26 protein-coding genes and 1 riboswitch are annotated in these 25,692 nt (G+C 54.8%); of the genes, 15 read left to right on the forward strand and 11 right to left on the reverse strand.

What is annotated here, in order from left to right:
• The first annotated feature begins 5 nt into the window (after positions 1–5).
• The 5 genes from CHR62_RS09750 (at position 6) to CHR62_RS09765 (ending at position 2,667) form a co-directional block, all read left to right on the forward strand.
• Entirely contained in the window at positions 6–1,085 is a 1,080-nt protein-coding gene (locus CHR62_RS09750; protein WP_093970491.1) for a class I SAM-dependent methyltransferase, read from the forward strand.
• Positions 1,086–1,168: 83 nt separating this feature from the next.
• A complete protein-coding gene (locus CHR62_RS09755) occupies positions 1,169–1,636 on the forward strand; it encodes a TM2 domain-containing protein (RefSeq protein ID WP_093970492.1) in 468 nt (155 codons plus the stop codon).
• Between the two features lie 87 nt (positions 1,637–1,723).
• On the forward strand, positions 1,724–1,882 hold the full coding sequence (locus CHR62_RS15695) for a DUF5993 family protein (protein WP_199722921.1): 159 nt from the start codon (positions 1,724–1,726) through the stop codon (positions 1,880–1,882).
• Between the two features lie 9 nt (positions 1,883–1,891).
• Positions 1,892–2,455 (forward strand): disulfide bond formation protein B, encoded by a 564-nt coding sequence (locus CHR62_RS09760; RefSeq protein WP_123660803.1) that lies wholly within the window; start codon positions 1,892–1,894, stop codon positions 2,453–2,455.
• Positions 2,456–2,478: 23 nt separating this feature from the next.
• Positions 2,479–2,667, forward strand: coding sequence for a ribbon-helix-helix protein, CopG family (locus CHR62_RS09765; protein WP_093970563.1), 189 nt, complete (start codon positions 2,479–2,481; stop codon positions 2,665–2,667).
• On the opposite strand, the gene CHR62_RS09770 is transcribed toward CHR62_RS09765, so the two are convergent.
• The gene (locus CHR62_RS09770; RefSeq protein ID WP_123660804.1) at positions 2,621–4,252 is read right to left on the reverse strand and encodes a SulP family inorganic anion transporter; all 1,632 of its coding nucleotides are present in this window, start codon (positions 4,250–4,252) and stop codon (positions 2,621–2,623) included. The genes CHR62_RS09765 and CHR62_RS09770 overlap by 47 nt on opposite strands.
• A gap of 201 nt (positions 4,253–4,453) precedes the next feature.
• Here CHR62_RS09770 and panD point away from each other — a divergent pair, with 201 nt between their 5' ends.
• The 4 genes from panD to CHR62_RS09790 all read left to right on the forward strand — a co-directional run bounded on the left by panD (position 4,454) and on the right by CHR62_RS09790 (position 7,990).
• A complete protein-coding gene (panD, locus tag CHR62_RS09775) occupies positions 4,454–4,867 on the forward strand; it encodes an aspartate 1-decarboxylase (RefSeq protein ID WP_093970495.1) in 414 nt (137 codons plus the stop codon).
• Between the two features lie 33 nt (positions 4,868–4,900).
• Positions 4,901–4,993: riboswitch (TPP riboswitch) on the forward strand.
• A 63-nt stretch (positions 4,994–5,056) separates the two neighbouring features.
• Complete coding sequence (locus CHR62_RS09780; protein ID WP_093970496.1) at positions 5,057–6,325, forward strand: cytosine permease; 1,269 nt, start codon at positions 5,057–5,059, stop codon at positions 6,323–6,325.
• 93 nt (positions 6,326–6,418) lie between these two features.
• Complete coding sequence (locus CHR62_RS09785) at positions 6,419–7,207, forward strand: hypothetical protein (RefSeq protein WP_093970497.1); 789 nt, start codon at positions 6,419–6,421, stop codon at positions 7,205–7,207.
• Positions 7,208–7,384: 177 nt separating this feature from the next.
• A complete protein-coding gene (locus tag CHR62_RS09790) occupies positions 7,385–7,990 on the forward strand; it encodes a hypothetical protein (RefSeq protein WP_123660805.1) in 606 nt (201 codons plus the stop codon).
• Between the two features lie 71 nt (positions 7,991–8,061).
• Here CHR62_RS09790 and CHR62_RS09795 read toward each other — a convergent pair whose 3' ends face one another.
• Positions 8,062–8,526, reverse strand: a complete 465-nt coding sequence (locus CHR62_RS09795; RefSeq protein WP_233574948.1) for a tautomerase family protein — start codon at positions 8,524–8,526, stop codon at positions 8,062–8,064.
• An 80-nt stretch (positions 8,527–8,606) separates the two neighbouring features.
• Here CHR62_RS09795 and CHR62_RS09800 point away from each other — a divergent pair, with 80 nt between their 5' ends.
• Both CHR62_RS09800 and CHR62_RS09805 read left to right on the forward strand, forming a co-directional pair.
• The gene (locus CHR62_RS09800; RefSeq protein ID WP_093970499.1) at positions 8,607–10,523 is read left to right on the forward strand and encodes an ABC transporter ATP-binding protein/permease; all 1,917 of its coding nucleotides are present in this window, start codon (positions 8,607–8,609) and stop codon (positions 10,521–10,523) included.
• Positions 10,524–10,543: 20 nt separating this feature from the next.
• Positions 10,544–10,918, forward strand: a complete 375-nt coding sequence (locus CHR62_RS09805; protein ID WP_123660806.1) for a SirB2 family protein — start codon at positions 10,544–10,546, stop codon at positions 10,916–10,918.
• Between the two features lie 62 nt (positions 10,919–10,980).
• Here CHR62_RS09805 and CHR62_RS09810 read toward each other — a convergent pair whose 3' ends face one another.
• From CHR62_RS09810 to pap, 3 genes are read right to left on the reverse strand one after another with little or no spacing between them, the layout of a single operon-like run.
• The gene (locus tag CHR62_RS09810; protein WP_123660807.1) at positions 10,981–11,910 is read right to left on the reverse strand and encodes a DMT family transporter; all 930 of its coding nucleotides are present in this window, start codon (positions 11,908–11,910) and stop codon (positions 10,981–10,983) included.
• A gap of 38 nt (positions 11,911–11,948) precedes the next feature.
• Entirely contained in the window at positions 11,949–13,040 is a 1,092-nt protein-coding gene (locus CHR62_RS09815; RefSeq protein ID WP_123660808.1) for a hypothetical protein, read from the reverse strand.
• Positions 13,015–14,595: a polyphosphate:AMP phosphotransferase gene (gene pap / locus CHR62_RS09820; protein ID WP_123660809.1), complete on the reverse strand. Its 1,581-nt coding sequence runs from the start codon at positions 14,593–14,595 to the stop codon at positions 13,015–13,017. Before pap ends, CHR62_RS09815 begins: the two co-directional genes overlap by 26 nt.
• Positions 14,596–14,773: 178 nt before the next feature.
• Here pap and CHR62_RS09825 point away from each other — a divergent pair, with 178 nt between their 5' ends.
• Entirely contained in the window at positions 14,774–16,330 is a 1,557-nt protein-coding gene (locus CHR62_RS09825; protein WP_123660810.1) for a diguanylate cyclase domain-containing protein, read from the forward strand.
• On the opposite strand, the gene CHR62_RS09830 is transcribed toward CHR62_RS09825, so the two are convergent.
• From CHR62_RS09830 to CHR62_RS09845, 4 genes are all read right to left on the reverse strand, one after another.
• Positions 16,331–18,439, reverse strand: coding sequence for a TIGR03768 family metallophosphoesterase (locus tag CHR62_RS09830; protein WP_199722922.1), 2,109 nt, complete (start codon positions 18,437–18,439; stop codon positions 16,331–16,333).
• Between the two features lie 6 nt (positions 18,440–18,445).
• The gene (locus CHR62_RS09835; RefSeq protein ID WP_123660811.1) at positions 18,446–20,368 is read right to left on the reverse strand and encodes an FUSC family protein; all 1,923 of its coding nucleotides are present in this window, start codon (positions 20,366–20,368) and stop codon (positions 18,446–18,448) included.
• A complete protein-coding gene (locus CHR62_RS09840; RefSeq protein ID WP_093970505.1) occupies positions 20,365–20,835 on the reverse strand; it encodes a MarR family winged helix-turn-helix transcriptional regulator in 471 nt (156 codons plus the stop codon). The genes CHR62_RS09835 and CHR62_RS09840 overlap by 4 nt, the downstream gene beginning before the upstream one ends.
• A gap of 104 nt (positions 20,836–20,939) precedes the next feature.
• The gene (locus CHR62_RS09845; RefSeq protein ID WP_123660812.1) at positions 20,940–21,866 is read right to left on the reverse strand and encodes a LysR family transcriptional regulator; all 927 of its coding nucleotides are present in this window, start codon (positions 21,864–21,866) and stop codon (positions 20,940–20,942) included.
• 138 nt (positions 21,867–22,004) lie between these two features.
• Between CHR62_RS09845 and CHR62_RS09850 the strand changes: the two genes are divergently transcribed.
• A complete protein-coding gene (locus tag CHR62_RS09850; protein WP_093970507.1) occupies positions 22,005–22,643 on the forward strand; it encodes an NAD(P)-dependent oxidoreductase in 639 nt (212 codons plus the stop codon).
• A 16-nt stretch (positions 22,644–22,659) separates the two neighbouring features.
• Positions 22,660–23,319: a DsbA family protein gene (locus CHR62_RS09855; protein ID WP_158214025.1), complete on the forward strand. Its 660-nt coding sequence runs from the start codon at positions 22,660–22,662 to the stop codon at positions 23,317–23,319.
• 37 nt (positions 23,320–23,356) lie between these two features.
• Here the strand turns inward: CHR62_RS09855 and CHR62_RS09860 are convergent, their stop codons facing one another.
• Positions 23,357–23,905: a GNAT family N-acetyltransferase gene (locus tag CHR62_RS09860; protein WP_123660813.1), complete on the reverse strand. Its 549-nt coding sequence runs from the start codon at positions 23,903–23,905 to the stop codon at positions 23,357–23,359.
• Positions 23,906–24,001: 96 nt separating this feature from the next.
• Here CHR62_RS09860 and CHR62_RS15645 point away from each other — a divergent pair, with 96 nt between their 5' ends.
• Positions 24,002–24,142 carry a hypothetical protein gene (locus tag CHR62_RS15645; protein ID WP_158609112.1) on the forward strand — a complete coding sequence of 47 codons (141 nt, stop codon included), beginning with the start codon at positions 24,002–24,004 and terminating at the stop codon, positions 24,140–24,142.
• A gap of 388 nt (positions 24,143–24,530) precedes the next feature.
• Here CHR62_RS15645 and CHR62_RS09865 read toward each other — a convergent pair whose 3' ends face one another.
• On the reverse strand, positions 24,531–24,866 hold the full coding sequence (locus CHR62_RS09865) for a hypothetical protein (protein ID WP_093970510.1): 336 nt from the start codon (positions 24,864–24,866) through the stop codon (positions 24,531–24,533).
• Between the last annotated feature and the right edge of the window lie 826 nt (positions 24,867–25,692).

Genomic DNA, 25,692 nt, shown 5'->3' on the forward strand with positions numbered 1-25,692 from the left:
TACACATGCCACTGCCCGCGCCCACCGTTTTACCTAAAAAATCAAAAGTCGCCCACGATGGTTACAGCGCAGACGATGCGTTCACGTGGTTCTCACAAGGTGGCACCCTCATATGGGAGGGCGACTACCACCAGGCACGTCAGTTACTTACCGCAGTCGCCAAACGTATCGACAAAAGGCGCAAGGCCAAACCCGACGATGCCGCCCTGTCACCCAAAGACGCCTTCAATCGTTACCGGCAAGCACAATCCCGGCGCGCCGAACTGCTCAACCGCCTGCTAGTGCCGGTCGGCCCGGGCTATACCGTATCGCTAAGGCGCGCCCCCGACATCGTCGAAGCCTGCCAAGCAGCATTCGAACCGCTTTCAAACGACGCACTAATCCCCCTGAGGCAAATTCTGGGTGCGCTCAGCGCCTACGAGTGGCGTAAGAAAGGCGTCGCCATCGAGGGTCTACCCGAACCTTTGCATGTTCATTACGGGGTGTTCTCGCCCATACGGGGCGAGTACCTGGACCTGATCCGAACAACGCCTCTTCCACAGGGCGCATGCCGTGCACTTGATTTAGGCACGGGCAGCGGCGTCATCGCGCTACTTTTAGCCCAACGGGGCATCGAACACGTCGATGCCACCGACAACAATCCCGTTGCCCTGGCTTGTGCAACCGAAAACATCCAGCGCCAGGGGCTTGCAGGCCGCGTCAATGTCATCGCCAACGAAGGCTACCCCGACAACACTTACGACCTGGTTGTTTGCAACCCACCCTGGCTTCCCGGTCGGCCGACATCAGCGCTCGAAACTGCGGTCTACGATCCAGACAGCCAAATGCTCAAGTGGTTTTTACAGGGGCTGTGCCAACACCTGGCGCCAAATGGCGAGGGCTGGCTGGTTATGTCGGACCTTGCCGAGCATCTGGGCCTGCGCGCGCCCGGAGCCATTGAACAATGGGCCGCCGATGCAGGCCTTGCTGTCTCGGCACACCACGACACACGCCCTCGTCACGCCAAGGCCTTTGACGCCCACGATGCACTGCACGCGGCACGGGCCAAAGAAGTGACGCGACTTTGGCGCTTTCGGGTCGCGTAAGCGCGACACAAACCCGTTACACTAGGGCTCGCAGCCCAGGCCTGTGTGTAGGGGCCAGCCAAATTTTATGCACTGAGCCAAAAATGAAGCAAAAGATACTTGTCCCGCTCGCGGTTTTTCTGGTTGTGTTGGTCGCACTGACCTTTGGAGAAACCATAGGGCACGAACTCTTGTTATGGATCGAGGACTTAACCGGGTTAGTGCTGCATAATTTTGCCGATGTGTTTCGCGCCGTCCAACAATATATTGACCAAAACACCTCAAAAATTCTTATCGCACTGGTGGTGACCGTACCCATTAGCATTTGGCTGTTGCGCAACCATGGGCAAGCACTTGCCAAACGCACAAGCCAACGCAAAATAGCCATCGTGCTAGCGGTGTTTTTAGGCTGGCTGGGCGCCCATCGTTTTTACCTGGGCCAGATCGGCTGGGGTATTGTTTACCTGATCATTTTCTGGGTCTTCACACCATTGGTCGTCATCATTGGTCTTATCGATGCCATTCGTTATTTTTTTATGACCGAAGAAGAGTTCGCCCCGCTGCGTCAATAAACTCTGGCAAACCCCGATACATTTCTGACAACAATATCTATACAGTGTGTGTCCGTCTTGATTAAACGACACAGCAAAGGGCCAGCCATGATTATGGTTTTACCGTTCATCACACTTGCCATCACCATCTGGCTAAGCATGGCTGGTCGCCGTGCGGCTTGTATATGGGCGTGGGCCATTAGTTTTGCTATTTTTGTCGCCTGGTGCGACTTCCACATGACCGACCCGCTCGGTCTATCGTTGTAAGGCGGCCCCATGAGAAGTTATCAGGCCAGCGCCGCGTTTACGCTTCCACGGTTTCTTAACACGCTTGGGTTAGCAGGCATTTGCGCCGTGCTGTGCTTTGCCTTTGCGTGGCAGTTCGCCTACAACGAACTCCCCTGCCCGCTGTGTCTTTTACAGCGCGTTGCATTCATCCTTGTTGGCGTAGGGTTTTTGCTCAACGCCCGGTTCGGCTCGTCGCCACTGCACTATGGGGCGATTATTTTGTCGGCACTGGGTGGCGCCTTTGCTGCCGGCCGGCAAACGCTGCTGCATATCGGCCCCGGCGATGCCGGCTATGGCAGCCCGTTTTTGGGCCTGCATTTTTATACCTGGGCGTTTGTCGCCTTCGTGTTAATCATTGTTTTTTGCGCACTGCTTTTAATGATCGACCGCGCTCAAAGCGTATTGTCCAGTAGTGCCTCGCCTAACTTTTTTGTTCGGTTGATCATGTGGGTTTTTTTGTTGCTGGTAGTGGCAAATGGCGTATCTACACTTTTAGAATGCGGCTTTGGCGCATGCCCCGACAACCCAACCCACTACTTGTGGCTTAAATGAACCCGATAACGATGAAGGTCAGCATGGAAACAAAAACTGCACGACTCACCGTACTGCTAGACCCAAGAAAAAAAGAAGCTTTCGAACAACTCTGTGCCAGCCAGGACCTGACATCGTCACAAGTTGTTCGGCAGCTCATTCGGGGTTATTTGGCCGAGCACGGTGTTAATTATCTGGCCGAAACAGATCCGCCAAAGAAGACACCACACTAACTCCTGTTAACGACTGCAAACCCATTTTTTTGATTTTTTCGCCAACACGTGCGTTGGCTTCCGCTAGCAAAACGTTTGCCCCCTCAGCCGTCATGCGGCGCACCTGACCCTCCAAGGCATGCAAGCCCGTGGCATCGATAAAGGGCACCCGCCCCAGCCGAATCACGATCGTTTCGCCCGCCACCGGCTTATGCCCCAAGAAACCGTCGGCAAAGGTATCAGAGGCGCCATAAAACAAAGGCCCCTCAACCGAATAAACGTGCACACCAGGCAGCACCCGAGACTCGGCAACCCCGAAATCGCGCGCCAATTGAGCCGACGATTGCCGCGTCACCGTTACGCTGTCGGCCATGCGTCGTAAAAAATGCAACATGGCCACCACCACACCAATATTCACTGCCACCACCAGGTCGGCAAACACCGTCAGTGCAAATGTCAGCAGCAAAATAGCCACGTCGGCCCGTGGCGCGCGCTTCACCAAACGCACAAAATGAGGCAGCTCACTCATGTTCCAGGCCACGACAAACAATATTGCCGCCAACGTGGCCAACGGTACATTTTTTGCATACGGTGCCAAAAACAAGATAATCAGCACCAGCGTGATGCAATGGACAATACCGGACAGCGGGCTGTTGCCCCCATTACGGATATTGGTTGCCGTACGAGCGATGGCCCCCGTTGCCGCAAAACCACCGAACAAAGGAGCCGCCATATTGGCCAAGCCCTGCCCGATCAATTCTTGGTTGGAGTTATGACGCGACCCGGACATCCCGTCGGCGACGACAGCAGAGAGCAAAGACTCGATGGCACCGAGCATGGCAATAGCAAACGCCGGGCCAATCAGTTCGACCATACGCAGCAATGTAATGTCGGGCCACTCAAATGTGGGTAACCCACGCGGTAGCTCTCCGAAAACACTGCCAATAGTTGGTACCCCTTGAAACTGAAACACCGACTGCAGTGCCGTCATGCCCACCAGCGCAACCAACGGACCAGGTATTTTTGAAAAGCGGGGTACCCGTGGAATGACCAACAATAAAGCCAGCGATACAACACCGAAAAGCGTTGCAACCGGACTTAAACTGGGCAGGGCCTGCAACATCTGCAACACTTTCTGGTGAAAGTGGCCCTCGGGCGTTATGGGCAAACCGAAGAAGTCTTTCCATTGGCCAACCCAAATAATGACACCGATACCCGCGGTAAAGCCAACGATAACGGGCTGTGGGATAAACCGGATGACGGCCCCCAATCGGGCGACCCCCAGTAAAAGCAAAATTACCCCGGCCATCAGGGTGGCAATCTGCAAGCCTTGAATGCCATGAGTGGCCACAATGCCAGACAAAATAACAATGAAAGCCCCCGTCGGGCCAGCTATCTGGACGCGACTTCCACCAAAGACAGAGACGAGCAAGCCGGCAACAATGGCCGTGTACAAGCCCTGCTCGGGTTTGACGCCACTGGCTATTGCAAACGCCATGGCCAGTGGCAAGGCCACCACGCCCACAATGACGCCGGCAACGATATTGGGCAACCAGTGAGACCGGCCAAGTAGCCCTGCACGATAAGCCTCAAGCAATGCAAACATGGCCCCTCCGCCACAAAACAAGTTGAACCCAGATCCAAATTATTATAATTAGATGATAATGAAATTACCCTAAAAAGGCGGTTGAAAGGCTTTATTGCATGAAACCGTCCCATGTCTGCCACCAACCCTGCACAGATTTAACTTCATAGCGACGAAAAAAACTACAATGTTTAGCTTGTTAATTCTTAACCCGAGACAACAGTGAGAAAAGTAGTCGCCGGCAAACTGCATGGCATTCGTGTCACAGGCGCCGATCTTGAATACCACGGCTCTATTACGCTTGACCCCGACCACTGCGAAGCAGCGGGCATTTTGCCTATGGAGTTTGTAGACATCTGGAACAAGCACTCAGGTGCGCGTATCAGCACCTACGTCATTTATGGCGAACGGGGCTCGCAATGTTGCATTTTGAATGGCGCAGCGGCCCGCACCTGCCAAAAAGGTGACGAAATCATCATTTGCAATGCGGTTTACGTGACCGAGCAAGAGCTTGAACACATCAAGCCCGTCGTACTGACCTTCCACCCCGACAACTCCATCAACGAACGCCTGGGCTACGACGTCAGCCGCGACGAGCACAATCGTCTGGCATTCAACATCATCAAATTCGACTAGGCTGGCTTTTTTACGCAGAACCAGTACAATTTGGCGCTTCGCTAGGGGTGCCGCTTTTTGCGGCTGAGATAGTCCCTTTGAACCTGTTGAGATAATCCTCGCGCAGGAAAGCGACGTCATCGCTGACATCCGAAGTCCATCCGATTTTCAGTCAGCCTGTTTGTCGCCCCTGCATTTTTTGGGTCTGCCATGACAAACAGTTCTACGCCTCATAATCAGGCGCTTACACCTATACCTCAATCCGACCGCGTTTTTGGCTGGCATGAACATGCCTCGCTCTGGTTCAGCCTGGGGGTCGGGCTGCTGGTGATGCAGGTGGGTGCCTACCTTGTACCCGCTATTGGCACCAAAGATGCCGTAATGGCGATTTTGCTGGGTTCGATTGTGGGCTCGGGCTTGCTGGCTTGGGTGGCCCGAACCGGATGCAACTCGGGGCTTTCCAGCGCGGGGCTAATCCACTGCACCTACGGCAACGCGTTTGCCCGCCTGCCCGTCTTGCTCAACATCATTCAACTTCTGGGTTGGACAACATTCGAGCTCGTCATCATGCGCGAAGGCACCACCGCCATTACCCGGCAGGCCTTTGGCATTGATCTAGGCGGGTCGCTCGGCATCGTGCTGGTGACCTTGTTCTGGGGCGCTATCCTGATGGCACTGCTCGCGGGCTCGATGATTACGCTTGTTCGCAAGTTCATCAGCCGCTTCGGCCTACCCCTGGTTGTGCTGTCGCTTATCTGGTTAAGCTGGCAATTTTTGGGGCAATTGCAAACTCAGGGCTTCGAGGCCATGTGGAACCGACAAGGCAACGGTTCGATGAGCATGTTCTCTGCCATGGATCTTGTCATTGCCATGCCGGTGTCATGGCTGCCCCTGGTGGCAGACTATGCCCGCCACGGTCGCAGCGGCCGAGGCGCCATGGGCGGCACATGGCTGGGCTACACCGTTGCCAATATCTGGTGTTACGCGTTGGGTGTCGTTGTGGTCAGCGTTGCCGAACCCAACACCAGCCTGGTCAGCGCTCTGCTGCTGGCGCAAGGTGGTCTGATCGCACTCGGCCTGATCATGATCGACGAACTCGACAACGCCTACGGCGACCTATACTCGGGCTCGGTCTCCACACACAGCCTGATGCCGCGCTGGAGTATTCGCCGGTGGGGCTTGACGCTTGCCGTCGTCAGCATGGTGCTGGCCACCCTGCTGCCCATGCACACTCTCGAACCTTTCTTGCTGATGTTGAGCTCGATATTTGTGCCGTTGTACGGCGTTATTCTGGGACGCCAGGGCTTTGTAAAGTCTGAATTGCGCCCGGATGGTCGGGCCATCGACTGGACAGCCGCCGCATTGTGGCTCCTGGGAATCGCCTGCTACCACGGCATTGGCGAATGGGCACCCGGGTACGGCTCGGCGTTACCCACGCTGGCCATTACCTTTGCACTGGCTGCGCTGACCCGAAAATAGGGTAAGGCTTCGACAAACAGACCTTGCGCGACGTTAAGGCTTGCTGGAGCATACGTGGCCAGTCACGGCAATTGATAAGTGGATGAATGTAATATGTCTGAACTGCTGAACCTACTGGACGCTAACGCTTTGAAGATGCTGCTGGCCATTTTTTTCGTGCTGGCACTGTCCGCATGGGCAGGAAGCGCAGTCAGCCGCCGCCAGCGCAAGGCGGACCCTGCCAAGGACGAAGGCCTCAAGATTGTGCTGGGCGCTACGCTGTCGCTGTTTGGCCTGCTGATGGGCTTTTTGCTGTCGTTTGCCATCAGCGGCTACAACACGCGCGTGAGCGCCGAGGAAAACGAAGCCATGGCGCTGGCTAATGCCTTCCAGCGCACCACCTTGCTGCCCACGATCAGCGCCCAGCAACAGGCCGAAACTCTGCTGGAAGAGTATCTGGTCTCACGCATTGCGTTCTACCATGCAGCGGATGAAGCCCAGCGCGCTGCATTACGCATGCAGTCAATTCAGTTGCAGACCAAGATGTGGAATTTTGTGAGCGAGGCGGCCAAGAAGGCGCCGAACCCGGTGTCCGTATCACTAGTCGAAGCCTGCGGTCAGCTTTACATCACACAGCAAAAGACCATGGCAAGCTGGCGCCACCAGATTCCGATGACGGCATGGCTGATCCTGATTGTGTTTGGCGTGTGTTCCCACTTCCTGATCGGCTACCACATGCGCGCCGGCAGCCAGGCCTGGCTGCTGGTCGTACCCTTTGTGACGGCCCTGGCCTTGTTCATGATTTCAGAAATTGATGTACCCGGCAAGGGCGTCATCCATGTAACGCCGCAGAACTTGGAAGCGTTACAGGTCACCCTGTCCAAAGGTGGTCTGACGCCTTAATCTGCAAACAGTTTTTGCTTGCCTCTGCGGCCTGCAAGGCGCATCTGCCGGAGCGATACAAGATAAGAGCAACAGGCGCATTTGTAACAATACGCCATGCTTTTGCATGATTTGATGAAGAAAGATACGCCTGACAGGCATACACTGACCTTGTCCATAACAAACGGGAGGACGGTCATGAAAATGTCTTCGGTATGGCGTGGCTCTGCGGCGGCATTGGCTCTAGCCGGGTTACTGGTTACAGCCCCCGCCTCTGCCCAGGTGCCCGACTTTGTGCAAAATGGTCCCGGCGCAGGGCAAGGCAAGGGGCCGGGTAATGGCCAGGGGCGCGGTGGCCCCAATATGCAAGGCACACCCGGGCAGGGCCCTGGATCGGGTCCAAAATACGGAAATGGGCCGGGCAATGGCATGAGTCAGGGCGGCGGGCGACAAATGGGGCCTGGCCCGCGCGGTGGCGCCGACCTGTCAATACGGTTCAGTTTCAATGACGACCAGCGCCGTTACGCCCACGACTATTTTCAAGACATGTATCGGGCAGGTAACTGCCCACCGGGGCTGGCTAAGAAAAACAATGGTTGCATGCCCCCGGGCCAGGCCAAACAGTGGCGGCGTGGTTACCCCTTGGGCGCCGACATCATGTTTTACGAGCTGGATGGCCCTTTGCTGGCACGCATAGGCCCGCCCCCGGCCGGTCACCGCTATGTAAGGGTCGCATCGGATATTTTGATGCTGGCGGTGGGCACCAACATGGTGGTTGATGCCATTGAAAACCTGGGGCAGTAAACGTTCATGAGGTTAGGGTGCAAAACAATGCCAATTAGGCACTTGCCATAAGCACCAACAACACCACGCTTTTAACGGCCCGCTTGGCGGGCCGTTATGCCGCCTGCCATACCCACGTTGGTGGTTGGCATATCGATCAGCCACACACGCACATCGTCCTCCGAAATACCTGTTGCCTCATGGGCACTTTTGCTCAAGCCCGCAATCAGCGCTGCTTTTTGCTGCTCGGTGCGCCCTTCAATCATGTCGACACGGAAATTGATCGCAGGGGTATCGAGCTTGCCTTCGGCAAGGTAGTGGCCGCCTGGCAATTCATGTAACATCACGCGGACGGATTTCAGAGACGCCCCCACCGCTTCGATGACGGCATCGCTGGCTTTGTGAAGCAAGGCTTTCTTTTGCTCTTGGCTAAAGCTTTGGGTAGCGGAAATAGTGATGAATGGCATGAACAACCCTTGTATTAGATGATGACGGGCCATTATCGCTGTCGTGATGCCAAACTGACAAGCCTCACCGCGCAGCGCCCAAAAGGTCATTTTGCAACCTGGGCAACGCCGGTATCAAAGCACAATTTGAATCTCATTAAATAACCATAACAGCAAAGCGCAGGACGTGAATGGATTGGACTTCAGAACTCATTAGTAGCGGGCTATGGATCGCCAAGACCTACGCCATTACTCTGGTTTGCTTCGCGCTGACCGTCTGGCTACTGGCAAAGCGTACCGTCTGGGGACGACAGTTCTGGCAACTGTCGGGCGCGTACTTTTCGCCCAAACGCAGTATTAGGCCCATGCTGGCCGTTGCCTTCATCCTTTTTTTAACATTGGCTGGCGTGCGCTTGCAGGTGCTGTTTTCCAACTGGTACAACACTATGTACAGCGCGTTGCAAGACCTGAACGAAGCAGGGTTCTGGCTGGCCATGTGGCTGTTTGCCGCACTCGCGACTGTGCATGTGCTGCGCTCCCTCCTCGATTTCTACGTACAACAAGCCTTTACCATCCATTGGCGAACTTGGCTGAACGAGCAAATGCTTGAGCGGTGGCTGGGTGGCGAGTCGTATTACCGCACGCAACACCTTAAAAAAGGTATCGACAACCCAGACCAGCGCATTCAGTACGACGTCACGGTCTTCGTTGAGTCGTCGTTAACCTTGTCGATGGGCGTGGTCGATGCCTTGGTCTCAACCGTCGCGTTCACGCTCATTTTGTGGGGTCTTTCCGGCCCGCTGGCCCTGTTTGGCACCGAAATTCCACGGGGCATGGTGTTTCTGGTGTTCGTTTACGTGCTGGTGGCCACCATCTTTGCAATACGCATTGGCCGCCCACTGATTTTGCTTAACTTCTTGAACGAGCGCTTTAATGCAGACTACCGTTATGCCCTGGTGCGCCTGCGCGAATACGCAGAAAGCATTGCATTTTATGCAGGGGAAAAGGTTGAGACCGCTCTGCTGAAACACCGTTTTGCTCAGGTCATCAGCAACGCCTGGGCCATTGTGTACCGCTCGCTTAAATTTCTGGGGTTCAACTTTTCGGTTACACAGGCTGCCGTTGTTTTTCCATTCATTATTCAAGCCCAGCGCTTTTTCTCGAAGCAGATCAGCCTGGGCGACCTGATGCAAACCGCTCAAGCCTTTGGGCGCTTGCAAGACAACCTGTCGTTCTTCCGTAACGCTTACGACAACTTTGCGTCTTACCGCGCCACACTAGACCGTCTGACCGGATTCACACAAGCCATCGACGAAGCGGCCAAACTGCCCAAGCCAGAGGTCCAGTCAACAGGCCAGGCGTTGAAGCTAAACAACTTAACGGTGCGAACCCCGACCGGGAAGCTACTTCTGGAAAACCTGAATACTCAGGTGCACGCCGGGCAAGCAATGCTGATTCGCGGCCCATCAGGTTCGGGCAAAACCACGTTGCTACGTGCTATAGCAGGCTTGTGGCCCTACTGCGACGGCGCGATTACCCGACCGCAAGGCCAAATGCTGTTTTTGGCACAAAAGCCCTACCTACCCTTGGGCAGCCTGCGCGACGCCTTGCATTACCCTAACGCGGTCAGCCGCTCAGATGATGCGGGGATCACGGATACCGAAACACTGGAAGCCGCCGCCGTTGCCAGTGCCGGCCATGCGCCCCAAAACCTCGACAAACTGGTAGACAACACGTCACGTCAGTCTACCCAAGCGGCGTCAACAACCGCCGACCAGCGCGCTCGTCAGGTACTTGACGCCGTGCAGCTTGGCCACCTGGCCGACCGCCTCGACGAAGACGCCGACTGGAGCCGGATACTATCGCTTGGCGAGCAACAACGACTGGCTTTCGGTCGCTTGTTGCTCGCTCAACCCGCTGCCGCCTTCTTAGACGAAGCAACGTCCGCAATGGACGAAGGCCTTGAAGACGCCATGTACCGCCTAGTCGCGCAGCACCTGCCAGACACTTTACTGATCAGCGTCGGGCATCGCAGTACCTTGGTCAGACACCACCCTGTTCAACTTAACCTCAAAGGAGACGGTGGCTGGGAAATCAGCACGCATTAACCCAGTTACCCATGCATTCTATGTCGTACCTCGCACTCAAACATCTGCACACCACAGCCGCCGCACTTAGCCTGCTGTTCTTCATCATTCGTGCGTACTGGTCGATTGTTGAGTCAGCCACATTACGAAAAAAATTGGTGCGAATTGCCCCGCACATCATCGATACCGTACTTCTGGTTTGCGGGGTAGCCATGGCCGTGCAAATCGGTTTTTTTCAAGACTGGATCATCGCCAAACTGATCGCCTTGTTGCTTTATATTGTCGTAGGCACCGTTGCCATCAAGCGCGGCAAAACGCCCGGCAGTCGAGCCATCGCGGCCATTATTGCCGTCGTGATCTTTGCCTACATCGTGGGCGTGGCCATAAAACACAGCCCCTTGTCGTGGCTGGCGTAAGCGTCAACTACCACCGCGGCTGGTCTAAACCCGGCCGGCCGCACCCGATATAACGCAAGCGCCTAGCGCGCTTTAGGGCGCTTGCCCAACACCAAAACACCTGTCAATACAAACGCCGTACCCACCAGTTGCAATGGCGTAATGGCCTCGCCCAGTATCCAGGCAGCCAAAAACAATACTGACACCGGCCCGATCAAGCCCAACTGGGCGGTAAGCGGCGCGCCAATACGAGCCACTGCCCACATGATCATGAAGGTAGGCACCACTGTATTCAAGGTGGCATGAATGAAGGACAACTGGTATACAGGCCACGGTAATGCCAGCCCTTCCCATGAATACACCCAAAAAAACTGAACCAACGTAAATACGGTAGATACCAGCATGGCGTATGCCACCAGGCGCGTCGCCCCCACCCGAGCCATGATTTCGCCCGAGCCGATCAGGTAAATGGAATAGCACAGCGCCGACGCTAGCACGAAGCCCGCACCTAAAACCACGGCATCGCCACTGAACGACAAGTCGTTAAGAAAAACACACACGACCCCGCCGTAAGACAGCGCAAGCGCCAACCATTGACGCGGCGCTATGGCGCGCTTGAAATAAAACGCAGTAATAAGCAGCACAAACGTGGGCGATAAAAACAACACCACACGCTCGAGACCGGCAGAAATGGTTTGCAGGCCCAAAAAAGCCAGAAAACTGGACAAGTAGTAGCCAATAAAGCCCAATAAAACAAGCCGAACGCTATCTTTGCGCGTTAAACGTGGGATAAGCCCCAGCTTTGCTTTACGGGCCTGAAACCAAGCCACCACCAAAAAAAACGGCGCGGCCAACAGCATGCGCAAGCTGATGATAGTGATGGCATCAACGCCGGGATACCGATAGGTTAACTTGACAACAATGCCCTTGGCCGAAAAGAACACCGCCCCCAACAATGCAAAAGCAAACCCTGCCCAGAACGTTGCCCGGGGTAAATTCAGCGAAGACGACACGTTTAACCAAAACCTTGCAAAACAGTAAGGCCAAGCCGCTATAACAGCACCAGGCACGACACCAGCAAAACAACCACATAAAGCACCGGGTACGCCAGGCGCAACCACCGATTGATTCTTTGGGCATAGCCATGATGACCATCGGTAAAGAGGGCGGCCACGGCACACGATGCCAGCATCGCAAAACTGAGCATGATGATGGTCGTATTGAACATCACGTCGGAAAGCGTCAGATAGTGCAGCACGGGCAGCTCGTTGTTGAGCGCAAACTTGAGGGCGATAGTCGTCAGAATAAGCGTAACAGTACCGGCAATACGCGGCGACGAGAAGGCCGGCTGAACCAAGAAGTTCATCCAGAGCAACCCGCACGAGGCCAGGCCAATAATCAACAACGGCAGCAATATTTTATGAACACCATCGACAAAATCGTGCTCAACCTGGATTCGCACGTTAATTTGCGGCAGCTTACGGCTTGGCTTGTCGGGCAGCGCGACAGAGCCGGTACTCCACTGCACCTTTAACGGGTCCCAGTTGCCATGTAAAACGGCATCGACCCTGGCCAGATCCTCGCGCGGGCTGAGCTCGCCGAGCTCAAAAGCAAGCTGGGTTTCGTCCATGATGACACTGGAGATCGTCAGGTCGAGATTCAGACGGCCAAAAGGAAAATACTCAAGCTCGCCAGCAAACCGCGGCGATGTCGTGAACTTCTGGCGTAACGACACCAACCCATCGGGGTAGACCGACAACGAATGGATGGTATTTGCGCTTAGCCCCTTTTCGCCGCTGATATCCAATGTGGGGTGCCAGATCGTTTCGAGGTAACGTTCGGCGCGCGTACCCATCCAAACCTTCGGCCCCTGGGCACCCTGATCTGACGAGGCAAAAGCCAAGCGGGGGTCGCGCCACTTCAATATTAATTGCGCCGTCACATTGTAGGTGCCGGTGGTTAGCTTGATGTCGTTGATATCATCGAGATAAAGATACACGCGCACGACAGTTGGCTGATCGGTGCGGGGTGGCGCGATATCGGCCAGTGACGGGCCAGACAGCCCCCACAATACGACAGCCAGCAGCAGCCCCAAAAAGCTGCGCCATACCTTCAGATCAATGCGTATGCTTGCCAGTCCCATTGTATTTCTCCAACGCCTTTTCAAGCGCTTCGACTACAGTGCGCAACACGGTAATGCGCGCATGCTGCTTATCGTTGGCCGAAATGACATGCCATGGACAAGCCACCGTACCAGTCTCGCGAAACATATCGTTCGCAGCCGTCACATAGTCGTCCCAGCGCTCACGATTGCGCCAGTCTTCGGGTGTAATTTTGAAGCTTTTAAATGCAGACCGCTTGCGGTCGTTGAAGCGTTCGAGCTGCTCTTCTTTGGTAATGGCCAGCCAGAACTTGAGTAATACGGCGCCTTGCTCGACCAACTGATTTTCAAACTGGTTGATTTCCTCATACGCCCTGCGCCACTGAGGTTCGGCGGCGAACCCTTCAACGCGCTCGACCAGTACGCGTCCGTACCACGACCGGTCGAAGATCGCGATTCGACCGCGCTCGGGGATACGACGCCAGAAACGCCACAAATAAGGGCGTGCCAATTCTTCGTCGGAGGGCGCAGCGATAGGAATAGCGCGATACTGCCGCGCATCGAGCGCATGGGTGATACGACGAATGGCGCCCCCTTTGCCAGCCGCGTCTTGCCCTTCAAAAGCCAAAATAAGCGGTACATGCTTGAAACGCGGGTCGCGCACCAGCCTCGCCAAGCGCGCCTGCAGCTGAACCAGCAGAGGCTCGTATTCGGACTTTTTCATGCTCGCCGAATAGTCGACTTGATCAAGGGAAACAACGCGTGACGCGCCGTTGCCTTTGGTGGGCGACAGGTCGGCAATGGACAATAATGCTTCGGCGTCGGGTTCAGGCAACACCTGGTCAGGCACACGCTCGCGTCGGCGCAGCGCCGCCAGCACAGCCTGCCCCGCGTAGATGTAGCGCGTGTTTTCGTCGGCTGAAGGCACAACTACCCAGGGCGCATGCGCCTCTTGTGTCAGGGTCATCGCCAGCGCCCCCACCTTGCGCGCGCGATCAAATTTCTTGCGCACTTCGAGATCGATGGGCGTCACTTGCCAGGCGGTATCGGGGTCGGACAGCAAGGTATCGACGCGCTTTTGCTGAGCCTCTTTTGACATGTGAAACCATAACTTGACGATTTGCACACCGTTGTGCGTCAGCATGGATTCGAACTCGCGAATCTCGCGCGCAATACCCAGCGCCCTGGTTTCGTCGATGCTCTTTTCAGCAAGAACCTCGAAGAGGCGCTGATACCAAGAGCCAAACACCACACCGGTTGTGCCCTTAGGCGGCAAGTGCTGCCAATACCGCCAAAGGTACGGCATTTGCGCCGCATGAGCCGCCGGTTCGCCATAGGCGAGCGTTGTCACATGACGTGGGTCCATCCATTCGTTGAGCATATTGATACAGCCGCCCTTGCCTACACCATCAATGCCGGTAATCACCACCAAAACCGACTGTGTCGCCTTTTTCAGGTGTGCGTATTGCGCTTTCAGCAACTTGATACGCAAGTCGGCAATAAGAGCTTTTGCCTTGTCTTTTTCCAGGATCGGATCGGCCTGGGCCTCGTCAAGGACGAGTTCGAAGTGGTGTGACGCTTTGAGTATTTTTGACATGCTGTACGTAAGGGTTGGCTACGCAACAAGGCGCCGACGTTGCATTGTATTTCAGGTTATTGTCCATGAAAACGCAAAAGACTTAATGCATAAACACCGTCTGGAACCCACTAAACTATCGTTGGTGTTCTAACGATGCCGGTGTAAACTGGATTATTTGTAAGCGCCTGTTACGGCCATGCATCTACCCACGCTCCTCATCCTGAACATTGCCCTAAGCGTCGTCGTGGGTTTGACGCTTTCCTATACCGCTAATCGTCAATTCAAAGAACTATACCTGTGGGCAGGGGCCATTGGCATCCAGGCCCTGGGCTACGCCCTGAGCATGCTGCGCGGTCAAATCGACGACATGTGGTCAATTGTGTTGGGCAATTGCGCCTTCGCGATCAGTCTGGCCCTGATGGCCGAAGGTATTTATCACTTCCAAAAAAGCAAGCCCTTGCGGTGGCTGATCTGGCTACCGGTACCGCTCACATTTGTATTGTTCAGTGTGTTCATCGACGACATGCGGGCCCGTTTGCTATACGGCGGCCTGCTGCTTGCGGTGCAAATTGCTGTGGCAATCTGGTTGCTGGCACGACGACACCAACACACTGCTGGACGCGGCCAGTACGTCATGATTCTGGGGTTTACGGTGGCATTGGCTGGCCTTGGACTAAGGGTATCGCTTGCCATCAACAATACCGGGCCCGAGACCTTTATGGACCCGAACCACGCCTTCAACTTGATCTTTCTGGGCAATATGCTAAGCCTGCTACTGGTAACGGTGGGTGCAGTCATGATGGTTCAAGAACGTATTCAGCACGCCTTGGTGGCCAGCGAAAACCGGTATAAACAACTCATCGAGTCTGCCCAGGAAGGCATCTGCATCTTGATTGACGAGCGTTGCCGTTTTGCCAATGAGCGCATGGCAGCCCTATTGGGTGTTTCCGTAAAGCAGTTGCTGGACAGCATGCTGGCGGACCTGGTTGACCACGATGACCAACCCTTGCAAAAGATGTATCGTCAGGCCCAGGCGCCGGGAACAACACATGTTCAGACTTACGATGTTCGGCTACGCACGGCTCACGCCGGGGTGCGTTGGTTCAGCATCAGCGGCGTGGGCTTGCAATGGCAAGATCAAGACGCAACCCTCGTTTTCCTGACCGATATTCATGAACGTAAACTAGCGGAAGAACAAGTACGTCAGTTGGCCTACCATGATGAACTGACGCGCCTGCCCAATCGCCGTCAATTCATAGACCGGCTAACGCAAGTACTTGACCTGCATCAACAGGTTGGCAGCCACTTGGCGCTAATGTTCATCGACCTTAACAAGTTCAAGGCCTTGAATGACGAATACGGACATCATGCCGGCGATCAAGTCTTGATAGCGGTGGCACAACGCCTGCGCGAAGTGGTGCGTGCAAGCGACCTGGTCGCCCGATTGGGCGGCGACGAATTCGTCGTGTTGCTTCAGGGCCTAAGCGAAGATGCGACGTGTGCGAAAGAACAAGCCAGCCAAATCGGCAACACGCTGCATGAAATACTGGCGGAGCCTTACGAGCACATTTTTAACGACGAAACCCACCTGCCAGTTACCTGCTCGATATCAGCCAGTATTGGCATACACCTGTTCGAACGCACAAAAATATCGGCAGAAGTACTGCTGAACGCTGCTGACACCGCAATGTACCGCGCAAAAAAAGCGCCCACTCGCGGCGTGCAATTTTTCGATACGGACGACGCCGGTTAATCAAACGAGCCTGTTCATGACCTCAATCATTTTGGGGGTGAGCTGCTTGAACAGTTCGGCGTTGTACGACGCGCAGTAAGGCACCCCTTCCACATCACCGTATTGAATGCTCGGATCAAGGCTGCCATCCTGCGCACGCGTAGGGTCTACGCTGTCGACCTTGAGCGTGGTTCCGGGGAAATATTGCAAATTCGGCGCGTTGCTACGCAACGGTGTCTGACAAATCTGGTGCTCGGCAATGGCATACTTGCGTGACGTTGCCGCCGGGGTTCCATCAGCGACTTCCGGGTCGACATTAATCGCACTGATAGAGACCGTGCCGTCTGAGTTGAAATAGATATCGAAGGTACGAAATTGCTGCGGAAAATGCTGCAGAGATGAGGTTTCGACCTGCCAAAAACTTTTCTCTGGCACCAATTGTCCCGCATCGCCATACGCGGGCAAAGCCTTGACCGTGTTCAGGTGACGATGCCCGGCCATCCACATCACCAGATTAGGCGTATCTTGTAGTTTTTTGATGAGCTCGGGTAAGGTCACCGCATTGTCGATAACGGCGTTGGGGTCATTCTGTTGCGGCGTGTTTTGCCCTTTGGGATTCCACCATTCCATCAAACTACCGCTGGCAGCGACAGCAATAGGAATATGTGCCGCAATAACCATCAACTGATTATTAACTTGGCCCGCATCGAGTTCATCCTGCAACCACCGCCAACGAACCTCATCAAGAAAACCATGGCCATGAATATCGCGTGATCCGTCAGTTTCCAACTGTGTGTTATCCAACACAATAACCTTCAACGGAATTTCAGGCCGGGGCACAAAGCTATAACAGGCAAAACCGTCCTGGCTGCTACGTAAGGCTTCGGGCACTAGACCAAACCCGTGACCTTTGGGTTGCGTGGTGGTATTGAAGAATTCGTCAATCCACTCGCTTCGAAGCAAAGCGCGCCGGTTGGGATCTGCGGCGACCTTAGGGGGCGAAGCAAAATCTTCCTTCTTGCCCGCATACTTGATAGCCCCGTAGGGGCTGGAGCCATCAACCACACCCATGTAAAAGGTGTTGCCTGCAATGCCCGTAACAGGGTCGTTCAGTGTTACCGGTGAAGTACCCGCGATACTGGCCTGGATGTCATAAATGACGGGCGGCAACGCCATTGGCTTGGACTTTGCTGCGTTGGGTATCAGTACATCGCCAACCGCCCAAACCTGATCGCTAACATAGCTTTCGCGAATGCCAAGGCTCGGGTCAGCATCGACGGGCACCGAGCCAATGAAAAAGTGATCATGGTTACCTAATACCTGGTACCACGGAATCGATGGATTCAAGCCGGCTGCCTGAAAAGGCTTCTGATAGTCGACCGTATCGGCCCCCAGGTGCGCTCCCGAGCTAGGCGTAATCGACTTTCCATCGATCACGTCAATATACATACGTACTTCGTTGTAGCGCGCACTGTCGCAAACGTCACCCAACGAAATGCCGAAATCGAAGGGGCTTTGATCGTGCAAGGCATTGACGGTCTGGATGGTGGCATCGAGCATTTGCGTGGTGTACGAAATTACCGGCGAATAAATCGATGTCATCCGACTGCCGTGTACAGAGTCAGCCTGCTGAATGTAAATAAGTTGGTTAGGTGCTTCTTTATCTGTGATGTGTACGTCAGTTATGGCAAAAAAACTGGCCAGCTTGGCGCGTTTTTTGGGTGCCGTGTAGCCAGCAGCACGGCTCAGTAAATCGTAGCGCGACACCACGGGAAGGCCATTGCCCATCTGGTATTGGCCATACCCGAACATATCGTAGTCCTGCACCTGGCTTAACTCGGTTGGGTGCAGGCCGACACTCGACTTCAACGATGAAACAGGCGCCGCCTTGACGTCGAAGGCCAGCATTTGATCGGTCGTTTTCTTAACCTTGCCAGCGTCGATAGGGTAGCGTTGAAGCGAAGTATTGCCGCCACTTGCTGCGAAGGCCTTGGGGACAGCCCCAAAACAGAACCCAGCGGCAAAACCAAACGAATACTTGATGAATTGACGCCGGCTGAATCCAGCTTCGCCCGAGCCTTCATTAATGGTCGACCCCGTTGGGTTCATCTGATAGTAGGACGATTTCATCTTTGATCACTTTTGCTGAAAAAATGGCAAATTGTCTGCCAGTTGCTGACTCGCTCGTTCAAACAGAATAGCCTCATTTGGCGCCTGAGGTAACAAGACTGCAGCCGTGCGTCTCAACGCAGGCACAACGCGCTCAGGGTTATGGCTAAGGCGAGATATCCGCTTGAGCAATGCGCGCAGACGGCGCCTAAGACGCTGTGTTGACGACGGTCGCTCAAGCATTTCACGCGCGAGAAAGATGGCATTACCAAGGGTCAGCACCGCAACGCCCCCCTCAATTGCAGGCACATTGGGGTAGCCGTTCCTGGTCCCCCATGCCACCAGGCGCATTAAACGATGATACAAACGTGCCCGCCAGATGTTGCGACGCTTAGATGCATTCGATGCCCCCGCCAGGTTCTGTAGTTCCTGCACCATCATGTGCATCAGCGTTTGCATCCGACGCCGGGCATCTGTCGGATAAACAAGCCGGTACGCTACAAACGCAAACAGCGGCGCGCACAGCACAGCGACAGCGGTCGCCAACGATAGTCGCAGGTTGTCAGCGAGCGGATAAGCGGGTTGCAACAGCAAAAGCATCACCATGTTGTAGTCAAAGCCGCTTGCCATCGTTCGACGATGTGAGATAACAAATGCACCCAGCAAGATGAACGGCACCATCATGATGAGAAGTTGCGCCTCGCTGGAGGCGAGTGGCCACGCCAACCAGCGACAGGCCAGAGCACCAGCAACACCCATGACCTGACCCGCGATAACCGCGTGCATGGTCCTGGCCGGATTGTCGAACGTGGAAAACAGCGTGATCATGACCGACGTGCCGAGCAACATGTAGGCCGCCTCATTCCAGCCAGTCCACCACCAGAAAACACCAATGAGCAACATAGCCCCGCCGGCGCGTAGCAACGCGTGGCGGGCGCCTACCCAGTCCCGATGCAATACGACCAGATGCGCTCGTCTTGAGGTCGTCGGGCTATCGTCCTGAACCTGACGCCCGTCTGGCAATAGGGCTGCAAGCCTTTCAATCAACGGACGAATTTGCATCAAGAGCTGTTCAGGAGAATCGTCAGGTGGACTGAGAGCGTCTCGGACTACCCTGAAAGCGCCACCGGTTTCCAGCGTTTGCGCCGCCTGCTCCAGGCGCAATGCCAAGTCGTCGTTTGCCTTTAATTCCTGCGTCGCTTTAAGCCAGAGCAGTACCGATACATGGCTGGAGAGAAGCGCGCGAAAGGCATGTATCGAGCGCTTCGAGCGCCACGAGCCCGCACCTTGCATGTCGAGCGACTCTTCGACCATCGCGACCTCTGCAAGCAATGTATGTTCATCGGTGGTACTTGAGCCTGAACTACCGCGCAAGCGAGACGCAACGTGTCGAAGCAATCGCCCGGAGAGTTGGCGCAGGCTATCGGCCAACAGGTCCTCGGAAGAACGGCGAGCAAAGAACCAACCGGCAAGCAAGGCAACCGCTACGCCTGTCAGTACTGTCAGCATTCGATCCGCGCCCAGTGCAATGATGCTTTCCGGATGTGGGGAGCCCAGCAACGCCACCATGGCAGCGGAATAACCCGCGAGTATCGTTCCATAAGACACGAAGCCGCGCTGCACATTACCAATGCCGACGCACACTGCGCTCCACATAGCCAAACCAGCGACCAGGATCAATACCTGACCATTAGCCAGAGCCACCAGCGCCATACCGACCAGAGCGCCGATTATCGTGCCGGCAACGCGAAACAGGCCCTTCTCGATCAGATGCCCGCGCGTCGATTGTGAAGCCACCCAAACCGTCATGCCTGACCATTGAGGATGCTCCAGGCCCAGCATCCAGGCAATGAACACAGCCAGGCAGCAAGCCACCGCAGTACGCAAATAAAAGCCCAGCCGCGATAGGTCAAAGCCCCACCGGGCCATGGCGTTGGTCAGCCCGCTCACCTTGGCTCCTGTTGCGCGTCCAGAACGCTCTGAACACGCACACTGATTTTTGCGAAGGCATCGCTGAGTATTGCAATATCAGCGTCACTGACGTCGGCCAACATTTCCAGCTCGATTTTCGTCAGCACCCGCTGGATATCGCGGATTGCCCGACGACCGTCAGGCGTGAGGAAAATGCGCTTGGCACGACGGTCATGGGGGTCTTCTCGTCTTTCGATCAGCCCCTGGGTGCAGAGGATATCGAGCAGCCGAACCAGGCTCGAACCGTCGAGGCCAACCCGGACAGCAAGCTCTTTCTGCTGAATGCCATCGCCGGATTCGTGCAGGTGCATCAGCGGCGCCCAGGTCGCATCGGTCAGACCGGCCTGTGCCAGCCTGGAGTCGAGCGCGCGCCGCCAGCGTCTTGCGAGTTCGACAAATTGGAAACCAAAGCGTTTGCGCGAAGAGGAAGAGGAAGAGGACGTCATCTGATAATTCTATGCCCAACTAGTTTGCAATACAAATTATTTTGCATAAAATCTAATTCAGCTTAATGACGATTTCTAGCCCGCTTTCTACATTGCGTATCTGGCTAAATAGACTTTGGCGCGGGCTTTAGCTCTTCCAGGTATTGCCGATAAAAGTCGATAAAGCTGCGGACTTTTGCCGATACCTGTCGCCCCGGGGGATACACCGCATAAATGCCTCCAGACGGCAAAGACCATTCCGGAAGCAGACGAACCAACCGATTCGAGCCAATGCCCTCCTGCGCATTGAACTGGTCCAGTACCGAAACACCAACATGCTGCTGGAGTAGCGAACGCAGTGCGCCAGGCGAGTCGACTCGGAAGCGCGACTTGATGTGGATGGTTTTCGCTTCACCCGTGTTGCCATAGAACTTCCACGTAAAAGGCGTTGGAAGCAACGTCAGTGCCACCCAATCGAAACACAACAGATCCTCCGGCGTATTCGGGGGCTTGACACGCTGCAGGTAGGCTGGCGACGCAACAACATACTGCTCAAACTCACCAAGTTTCACTGCGCGAAACGAGGAGTCCGCAAGCCAGCCAAGACGAATAGCGACGTCTATCCCCTCCTCGATCAAATCGGTAACGCGGTCGCTCGTGCGCAGGTCGATGGTGAGATGAGGATGGCGATGTGCAAATGGCGCTAAGGCAGGGGCCAGTATCAACGCCGTATGATCGACTGTGCTGCTGATTCGAAGCGTGCCCGAAAGATCCTCTTTTCCGGATCCGGCGCGCTCAATGGCTTCTATCAGCTCATGCAGTAATGGCCGGCATTCTTCGTACAGTGTCTGCCCAGCGTCGGTCAAGGCCACCTTTCGGGTAGTACGGCTAAAGAGTGCAACGCCTAATTTGGATTCAAGCCGCCCGATTTCAACGCTGACTTTAGCCGTCGCAACGCCAAGGCGCGCGGCAGCGGCGGTGAATCCACCCGTCTGCGCTACAGCCTCGAACACTAACAGGTCATTCAGATCAATTTTTCCCGGGAGCGCCATAAATCACCTGATTTTTAAGAAAGCTATAAAAGTAAATTATGAATTGATCCGTATTTCTATTCAATGGATTATGTGATGATGCTTCACATCGGCAGGCTGAATCGCCGCCATCCCTGATTATTAAGACGGAGAAACATGATGAAAATTGCAATTATTGGTGCTACCGGCTTTGTCGGCTCGGCGTTGCTACAGGAAGCAGTCACACGCGGCCACGAAATTACCGCGCTCGTGTCGACCCCGAGTAAAGTCCCCGCCTCCGACAAAGTGACTGCATCGCAGGTTGATGTCATGATGCAAGACAGCTTGACCGATAAACTTAAGGGCCACGATGCCGTTATCAGCGCATTCAGCGGCCATGCGCAAACTGATGTGCTCGGCTATTACGTCAAGGGTATGCATTCCATCATTTCAGCGGCCAAGGCAGCGGGTGTTCCCCGACTATTGGTCGTCGGTGGCGCGGGCGGTCTGGAAGTTGCGCCAGGTGTCCAGCTTATCGACACACCAGAATTTCCAGTCCAATGGAAAGGGACCGCAGAGGGGGCGCGCCAGGCGCTGAACCTGCTACGCGCTGAGGACGAGCTAGACTGGACTGTATTGGCGCCATCGGCTCACATCGAGCCTGGTGAGCGCACCGGCAAGTTCCGCCTCGGCAAAGACCAGTTACTAACCGATGAGAGCGGCAAGAGCCATATTTCCCTTGCAGACTACGCCGTTGCAATGATGGATGAACTGGAACAGCCAGCGCATTCACGCAGCCGTTTCACGGTGGGTTACTAAACCACAGAGACTAACAATGAAAAAAGTACTTCATTACATTTATGACCCCCTTTGCGGGTGGTGCTACGCCGCAGAAGCGTTGGTGGAAGCGGCAGCCAGTCGCGCAGCCGGCCAATTTGAAATCGAGCTACACGCAGGCGGGCTGTTCGCCAGGACTCACCTACCCGTCGCCACGCGTGACCACATCCGGATCGCTGATGCCCGTATTGGAGAAATGACCGGTCAAGTATTTGGTCAAGCCTATCTGAATGGTCTGCTGAACGATCCAGAAACGATATACGACTCAGCCCTGCCGATTCGCGGTGTATTGGCGGCCAATGCCATCAAGCCAGGTAGCAGTCTGCCGATGCTAAAAGCACTACAGCGAGCCCACTACCGCGACGGCATGCGCATCGTAGAAATACCGACAATCGCCCGGGTAGCCGAATCCATTGGTCTGGACACGGCACGGTTTACCGCGGCGTTTGAAGAGACGAATAAGGGCGCGCTGGCCAAACATCTGGAAAGCACGCACAGACTGATGCACGACGTCGGCGCGCGCGGCTATCCGACATTCGTTGCGCAAGTTGATCAGGGTTTCGAACGATTGCCCCACGAACGCTTTTACGGCAATGCGGAAGGCTTCGCAGAAATGGTGTCGGGCGTTCTGGGCAACGGCGTTTCCCCACAAAGCTAGGTGACTTAGGCCGCGTCCCACGTGTTCGGGCGCGGCTTCAGCAAGTTTGTCTTGGTGCCGTTCGCAGCATGTAAATCGCGTCCGGGCCGTAAGTAGCCAAGTTAGCTTGCTGCCTTGGGTCGTGCAACGCGTAGGGCTGAAAACCCAAGCGCTCCCAATAGCCTTGCGAGCCCTGCACCGAAACAAGCGCCGCTTGCGCAATGCCACGAGCACTTGCTTGCGCCAGAAGAGTCTCGATCAGATAGCGTGCGACGCCCTGCCCGGATAGCAACGGCAGTACAGACACATCGTGCAAATAAAGCAATTGTTCAATGTGCTCCGGCTCGGTAAAGTCGCCGTTCAGCGGCGTGACCTTTTCTAAGACAGACCAGTAAGCGACTGCATAGGCATGCAGCCCGACATCACCATCGCGCACCAAACCGATCGAGCACTGATGTGCAACAGACAGGCGACGCGCAAAGACTTCACGACTTTCAATAAACTCGTCGCCGTAACACACAGCTTGCACTTGCTGCACGCCGGGCACATCGGCAGCCGTAAGCTCACGCACTCGCCAAGGTAGAGAAATTGCTGGTTGCAAAGTCATACAGCCATTTTACGTCGCGCAAGGCACAGGCCCCGATACGCCCTTCAAACAAGGAACTTATCCACACAAGCTGTGAATAACCCAATGGATAACCCTATGAAAACCAAAAAAGATGCTAGCGACACGGCGAATTACGTTGGCGTGGTCGATATGGGCTCATTTCTGCCGGTCAAAAACGCAGCGCCACCAAGCAGGCAAACCTCGATAAAGACACCAGAGAAGCAACTACCCGCCTGAAGGCTCACCTGCCTCGCGCGGCACCCCGGCCCGCGGTCTTTCGATCGTGCCCTGACTTCGCACTCTTAATACCACCACCAGTCCCCTGCCCGGGCCAACGAGCCTGTTTCAGAGCAGGTTTCGCGGCGACTGGCTTCGCTTTCTCGGGTGCTTTGTCTTTCGTATCCATTTCAATACCTCATGATCATGCGGCGAATGCACATTTGCCCTCGCCAACCCACCAGCATAGGCCATATCGACGAATAAAGCCCGTCTTAGTTTTGAACCAACACAAATCAAAGTTTTGGCGCCGTGTTTCGACGACTCACAGGAAGGCATATGGTGCTTTTGATCTGGACAATAAAAAACCGCCCGGAGGCGGTACGTTGCACTGCAACGAAGACAACGCTTACTCTGTAAACGTTAACTCGCCTACCTTGCAAACGTTCAAATCTGCGCGAATTGTCTCGGTTCCATCCTTGAACTCAGCCTTTACATCGAACATGCACTTGCCGCTACCATCGTCCATATTGATTTCCACGGACTCGCCAGGACCCAACACGTCCTCACCCAGAATATCTTCTTCCCAAGTAGAGGCGCCAACGGTGGAAGCATAAATCGCCACCATCGTCGTTTTTGTGCCGTTGACGATTGTCACGTTTTTGTCTGCAGCGATTGCTGACCCTGAAGCGAAAGCAGCGATTCCTACGAAAGCTGAAAATACAAACGCACGAACTTTATGCATAAATTACTCACATTATTAGAAAGATTATTTGCGGCATCAAATGGCCGGGCGAAATGTAACATAACGTTGGATAACTTACTTGCAAAATATTGCATCGTTGTCACGTTGTTACCACCACCCGGCCCCGCGCGGTGACTCACGTAGGCATCACGAATTCGAGAAATTTCATAAGTGGATATAGAACGATTCGCTTAACGAATATAAGCATTTCGCTTCTTAAAAAGTTAAGCACTTTGCTTTGTAATGGCCGAATATGAAATCTGCTACCCACGCCCGCCTAGAAAACTTTGAAACGCTAATTCTCACCCTAAACGTAATGAAAATTAAATTTTATTAGGGGATGATATAAGATTGATCGACAAGCAAAGCATCACCGGGCGTAAATTTGCCGCTCAGGCCACCGCGATCGTCATAGGACTGGTGCTTTAGATTATGTGCCTGCGGGATTAATTAACCCAGGGATAACCCATTACCACCACCTCAGCAGGAGCATACGTGTCACAACAGGAACTCAGCCAGCCTCAATCCGAAGCGTCGACAAACCAGTCACGCCAAACCTTCTTCGGAAATGCGTCGCCAACATTCCAAAACCTTCAGCTGAAATCCGAGCTGGGTGCCTTTGACGTTCTGGGCCACCTGATTATTTGGCTATTACTGACATTCGTCACTTTTGGTCTAGCGCTGTTTGAAGCGCCCCGGTTTTCGTGGAGGCCGGTTGGTTTAAGTTAGACCTCGACGGCGACCTTTTCAGTCAGCTGTCGGTAATAGTTTTCTTCAGCCTCTGCCGGTGGAATATACCCGATGGGAGCCAGCAGGCGATGATGGT

The organism is Pusillimonas sp. NJUB218 (assembly GCF_003788685.1).
GTDB lineage: Bacteria > Pseudomonadota > Gammaproteobacteria > Burkholderiales > Burkholderiaceae_B > Neopusillimonas.

Excerpts from the sequence above, each read along its gene's own strand:
- CHR62_RS09780 (WP_093970496.1), top strand. The coding sequence starts at position 5,057 with ATGACAAACAGTTCTACGCCTCATAATCAGGCGCTTACACCTATACCT.
- CHR62_RS09860 (WP_123660813.1), bottom strand. The coding sequence starts at position 23,905 with ATGACTTTGCAACCAGCAATTTCTCTACCTTGGCGAGTGCGTGAGCTT.
- CHR62_RS09805 (WP_123660806.1), top strand. The coding sequence starts at position 10,544 with ATGTCGTACCTCGCACTCAAACATCTGCACACCACAGCCGCCGCACTT.
- CHR62_RS15645 (WP_158609112.1), top strand. The coding sequence starts at position 24,002 with ATGAAAACCAAAAAAGATGCTAGCGACACGGCGAATTACGTTGGCGTG.
- CHR62_RS09770 (WP_123660804.1), bottom strand. The coding sequence starts at position 4,252 with ATGTTTGCATTGCTTGAGGCTTATCGTGCAGGGCTACTTGGCCGGTCT.
- CHR62_RS09865 (WP_093970510.1), bottom strand. The coding sequence starts at position 24,866 with ATGCATAAAGTTCGTGCGTTTGTATTTTCAGCTTTCGTAGGAATCGCT.
- CHR62_RS09795 (WP_233574948.1), bottom strand. The coding sequence starts at position 8,526 with ATGACCTTTTGGGCGCTGCGCGGTGAGGCTTGTCAGTTTGGCATCACG.
- CHR62_RS09755 (WP_093970492.1), top strand. The coding sequence starts at position 1,169 with ATGAAGCAAAAGATACTTGTCCCGCTCGCGGTTTTTCTGGTTGTGTTG.
- CHR62_RS09840 (WP_093970505.1), bottom strand. The coding sequence starts at position 20,835 with ATGACGTCCTCTTCCTCTTCCTCTTCGCGCAAACGCTTTGGTTTCCAA.
- CHR62_RS09785 (WP_093970497.1), top strand. The coding sequence starts at position 6,419 with ATGTCTGAACTGCTGAACCTACTGGACGCTAACGCTTTGAAGATGCTG.
- CHR62_RS09825 (WP_123660810.1), top strand. The coding sequence starts at position 14,774 with ATGCATCTACCCACGCTCCTCATCCTGAACATTGCCCTAAGCGTCGTC.
- CHR62_RS09850 (WP_093970507.1), top strand. The coding sequence starts at position 22,005 with ATGAAAATTGCAATTATTGGTGCTACCGGCTTTGTCGGCTCGGCGTTG.
- pap (WP_123660809.1), bottom strand. The coding sequence starts at position 14,595 with ATGTCAAAAATACTCAAAGCGTCACACCACTTCGAACTCGTCCTTGAC.
- CHR62_RS09845 (WP_123660812.1), bottom strand. The coding sequence starts at position 21,866 with ATGGCGCTCCCGGGAAAAATTGATCTGAATGACCTGTTAGTGTTCGAG.
- CHR62_RS09855 (WP_158214025.1), top strand. The coding sequence starts at position 22,660 with ATGAAAAAAGTACTTCATTACATTTATGACCCCCTTTGCGGGTGGTGC.
- CHR62_RS09790 (WP_123660805.1), top strand. The coding sequence starts at position 7,385 with ATGAAAATGTCTTCGGTATGGCGTGGCTCTGCGGCGGCATTGGCTCTA.
- CHR62_RS09765 (WP_093970563.1), top strand. The coding sequence starts at position 2,479 with ATGGAAACAAAAACTGCACGACTCACCGTACTGCTAGACCCAAGAAAA.
- CHR62_RS09750 (WP_093970491.1), top strand. The coding sequence starts at position 6 with ATGCCACTGCCCGCGCCCACCGTTTTACCTAAAAAATCAAAAGTCGCC.
- CHR62_RS09760 (WP_123660803.1), top strand. The coding sequence starts at position 1,892 with ATGAGAAGTTATCAGGCCAGCGCCGCGTTTACGCTTCCACGGTTTCTT.
- CHR62_RS09830 (WP_199722922.1), bottom strand. The coding sequence starts at position 18,439 with ATGAAATCGTCCTACTATCAGATGAACCCAACGGGGTCGACCATTAAT.
- CHR62_RS09815 (WP_123660808.1), bottom strand. The coding sequence starts at position 13,040 with ATGGGACTGGCAAGCATACGCATTGATCTGAAGGTATGGCGCAGCTTT.
- CHR62_RS09800 (WP_093970499.1), top strand. The coding sequence starts at position 8,607 with ATGGATTGGACTTCAGAACTCATTAGTAGCGGGCTATGGATCGCCAAG.
- CHR62_RS15695 (WP_199722921.1), top strand. The coding sequence starts at position 1,724 with ATGATTATGGTTTTACCGTTCATCACACTTGCCATCACCATCTGGCTA.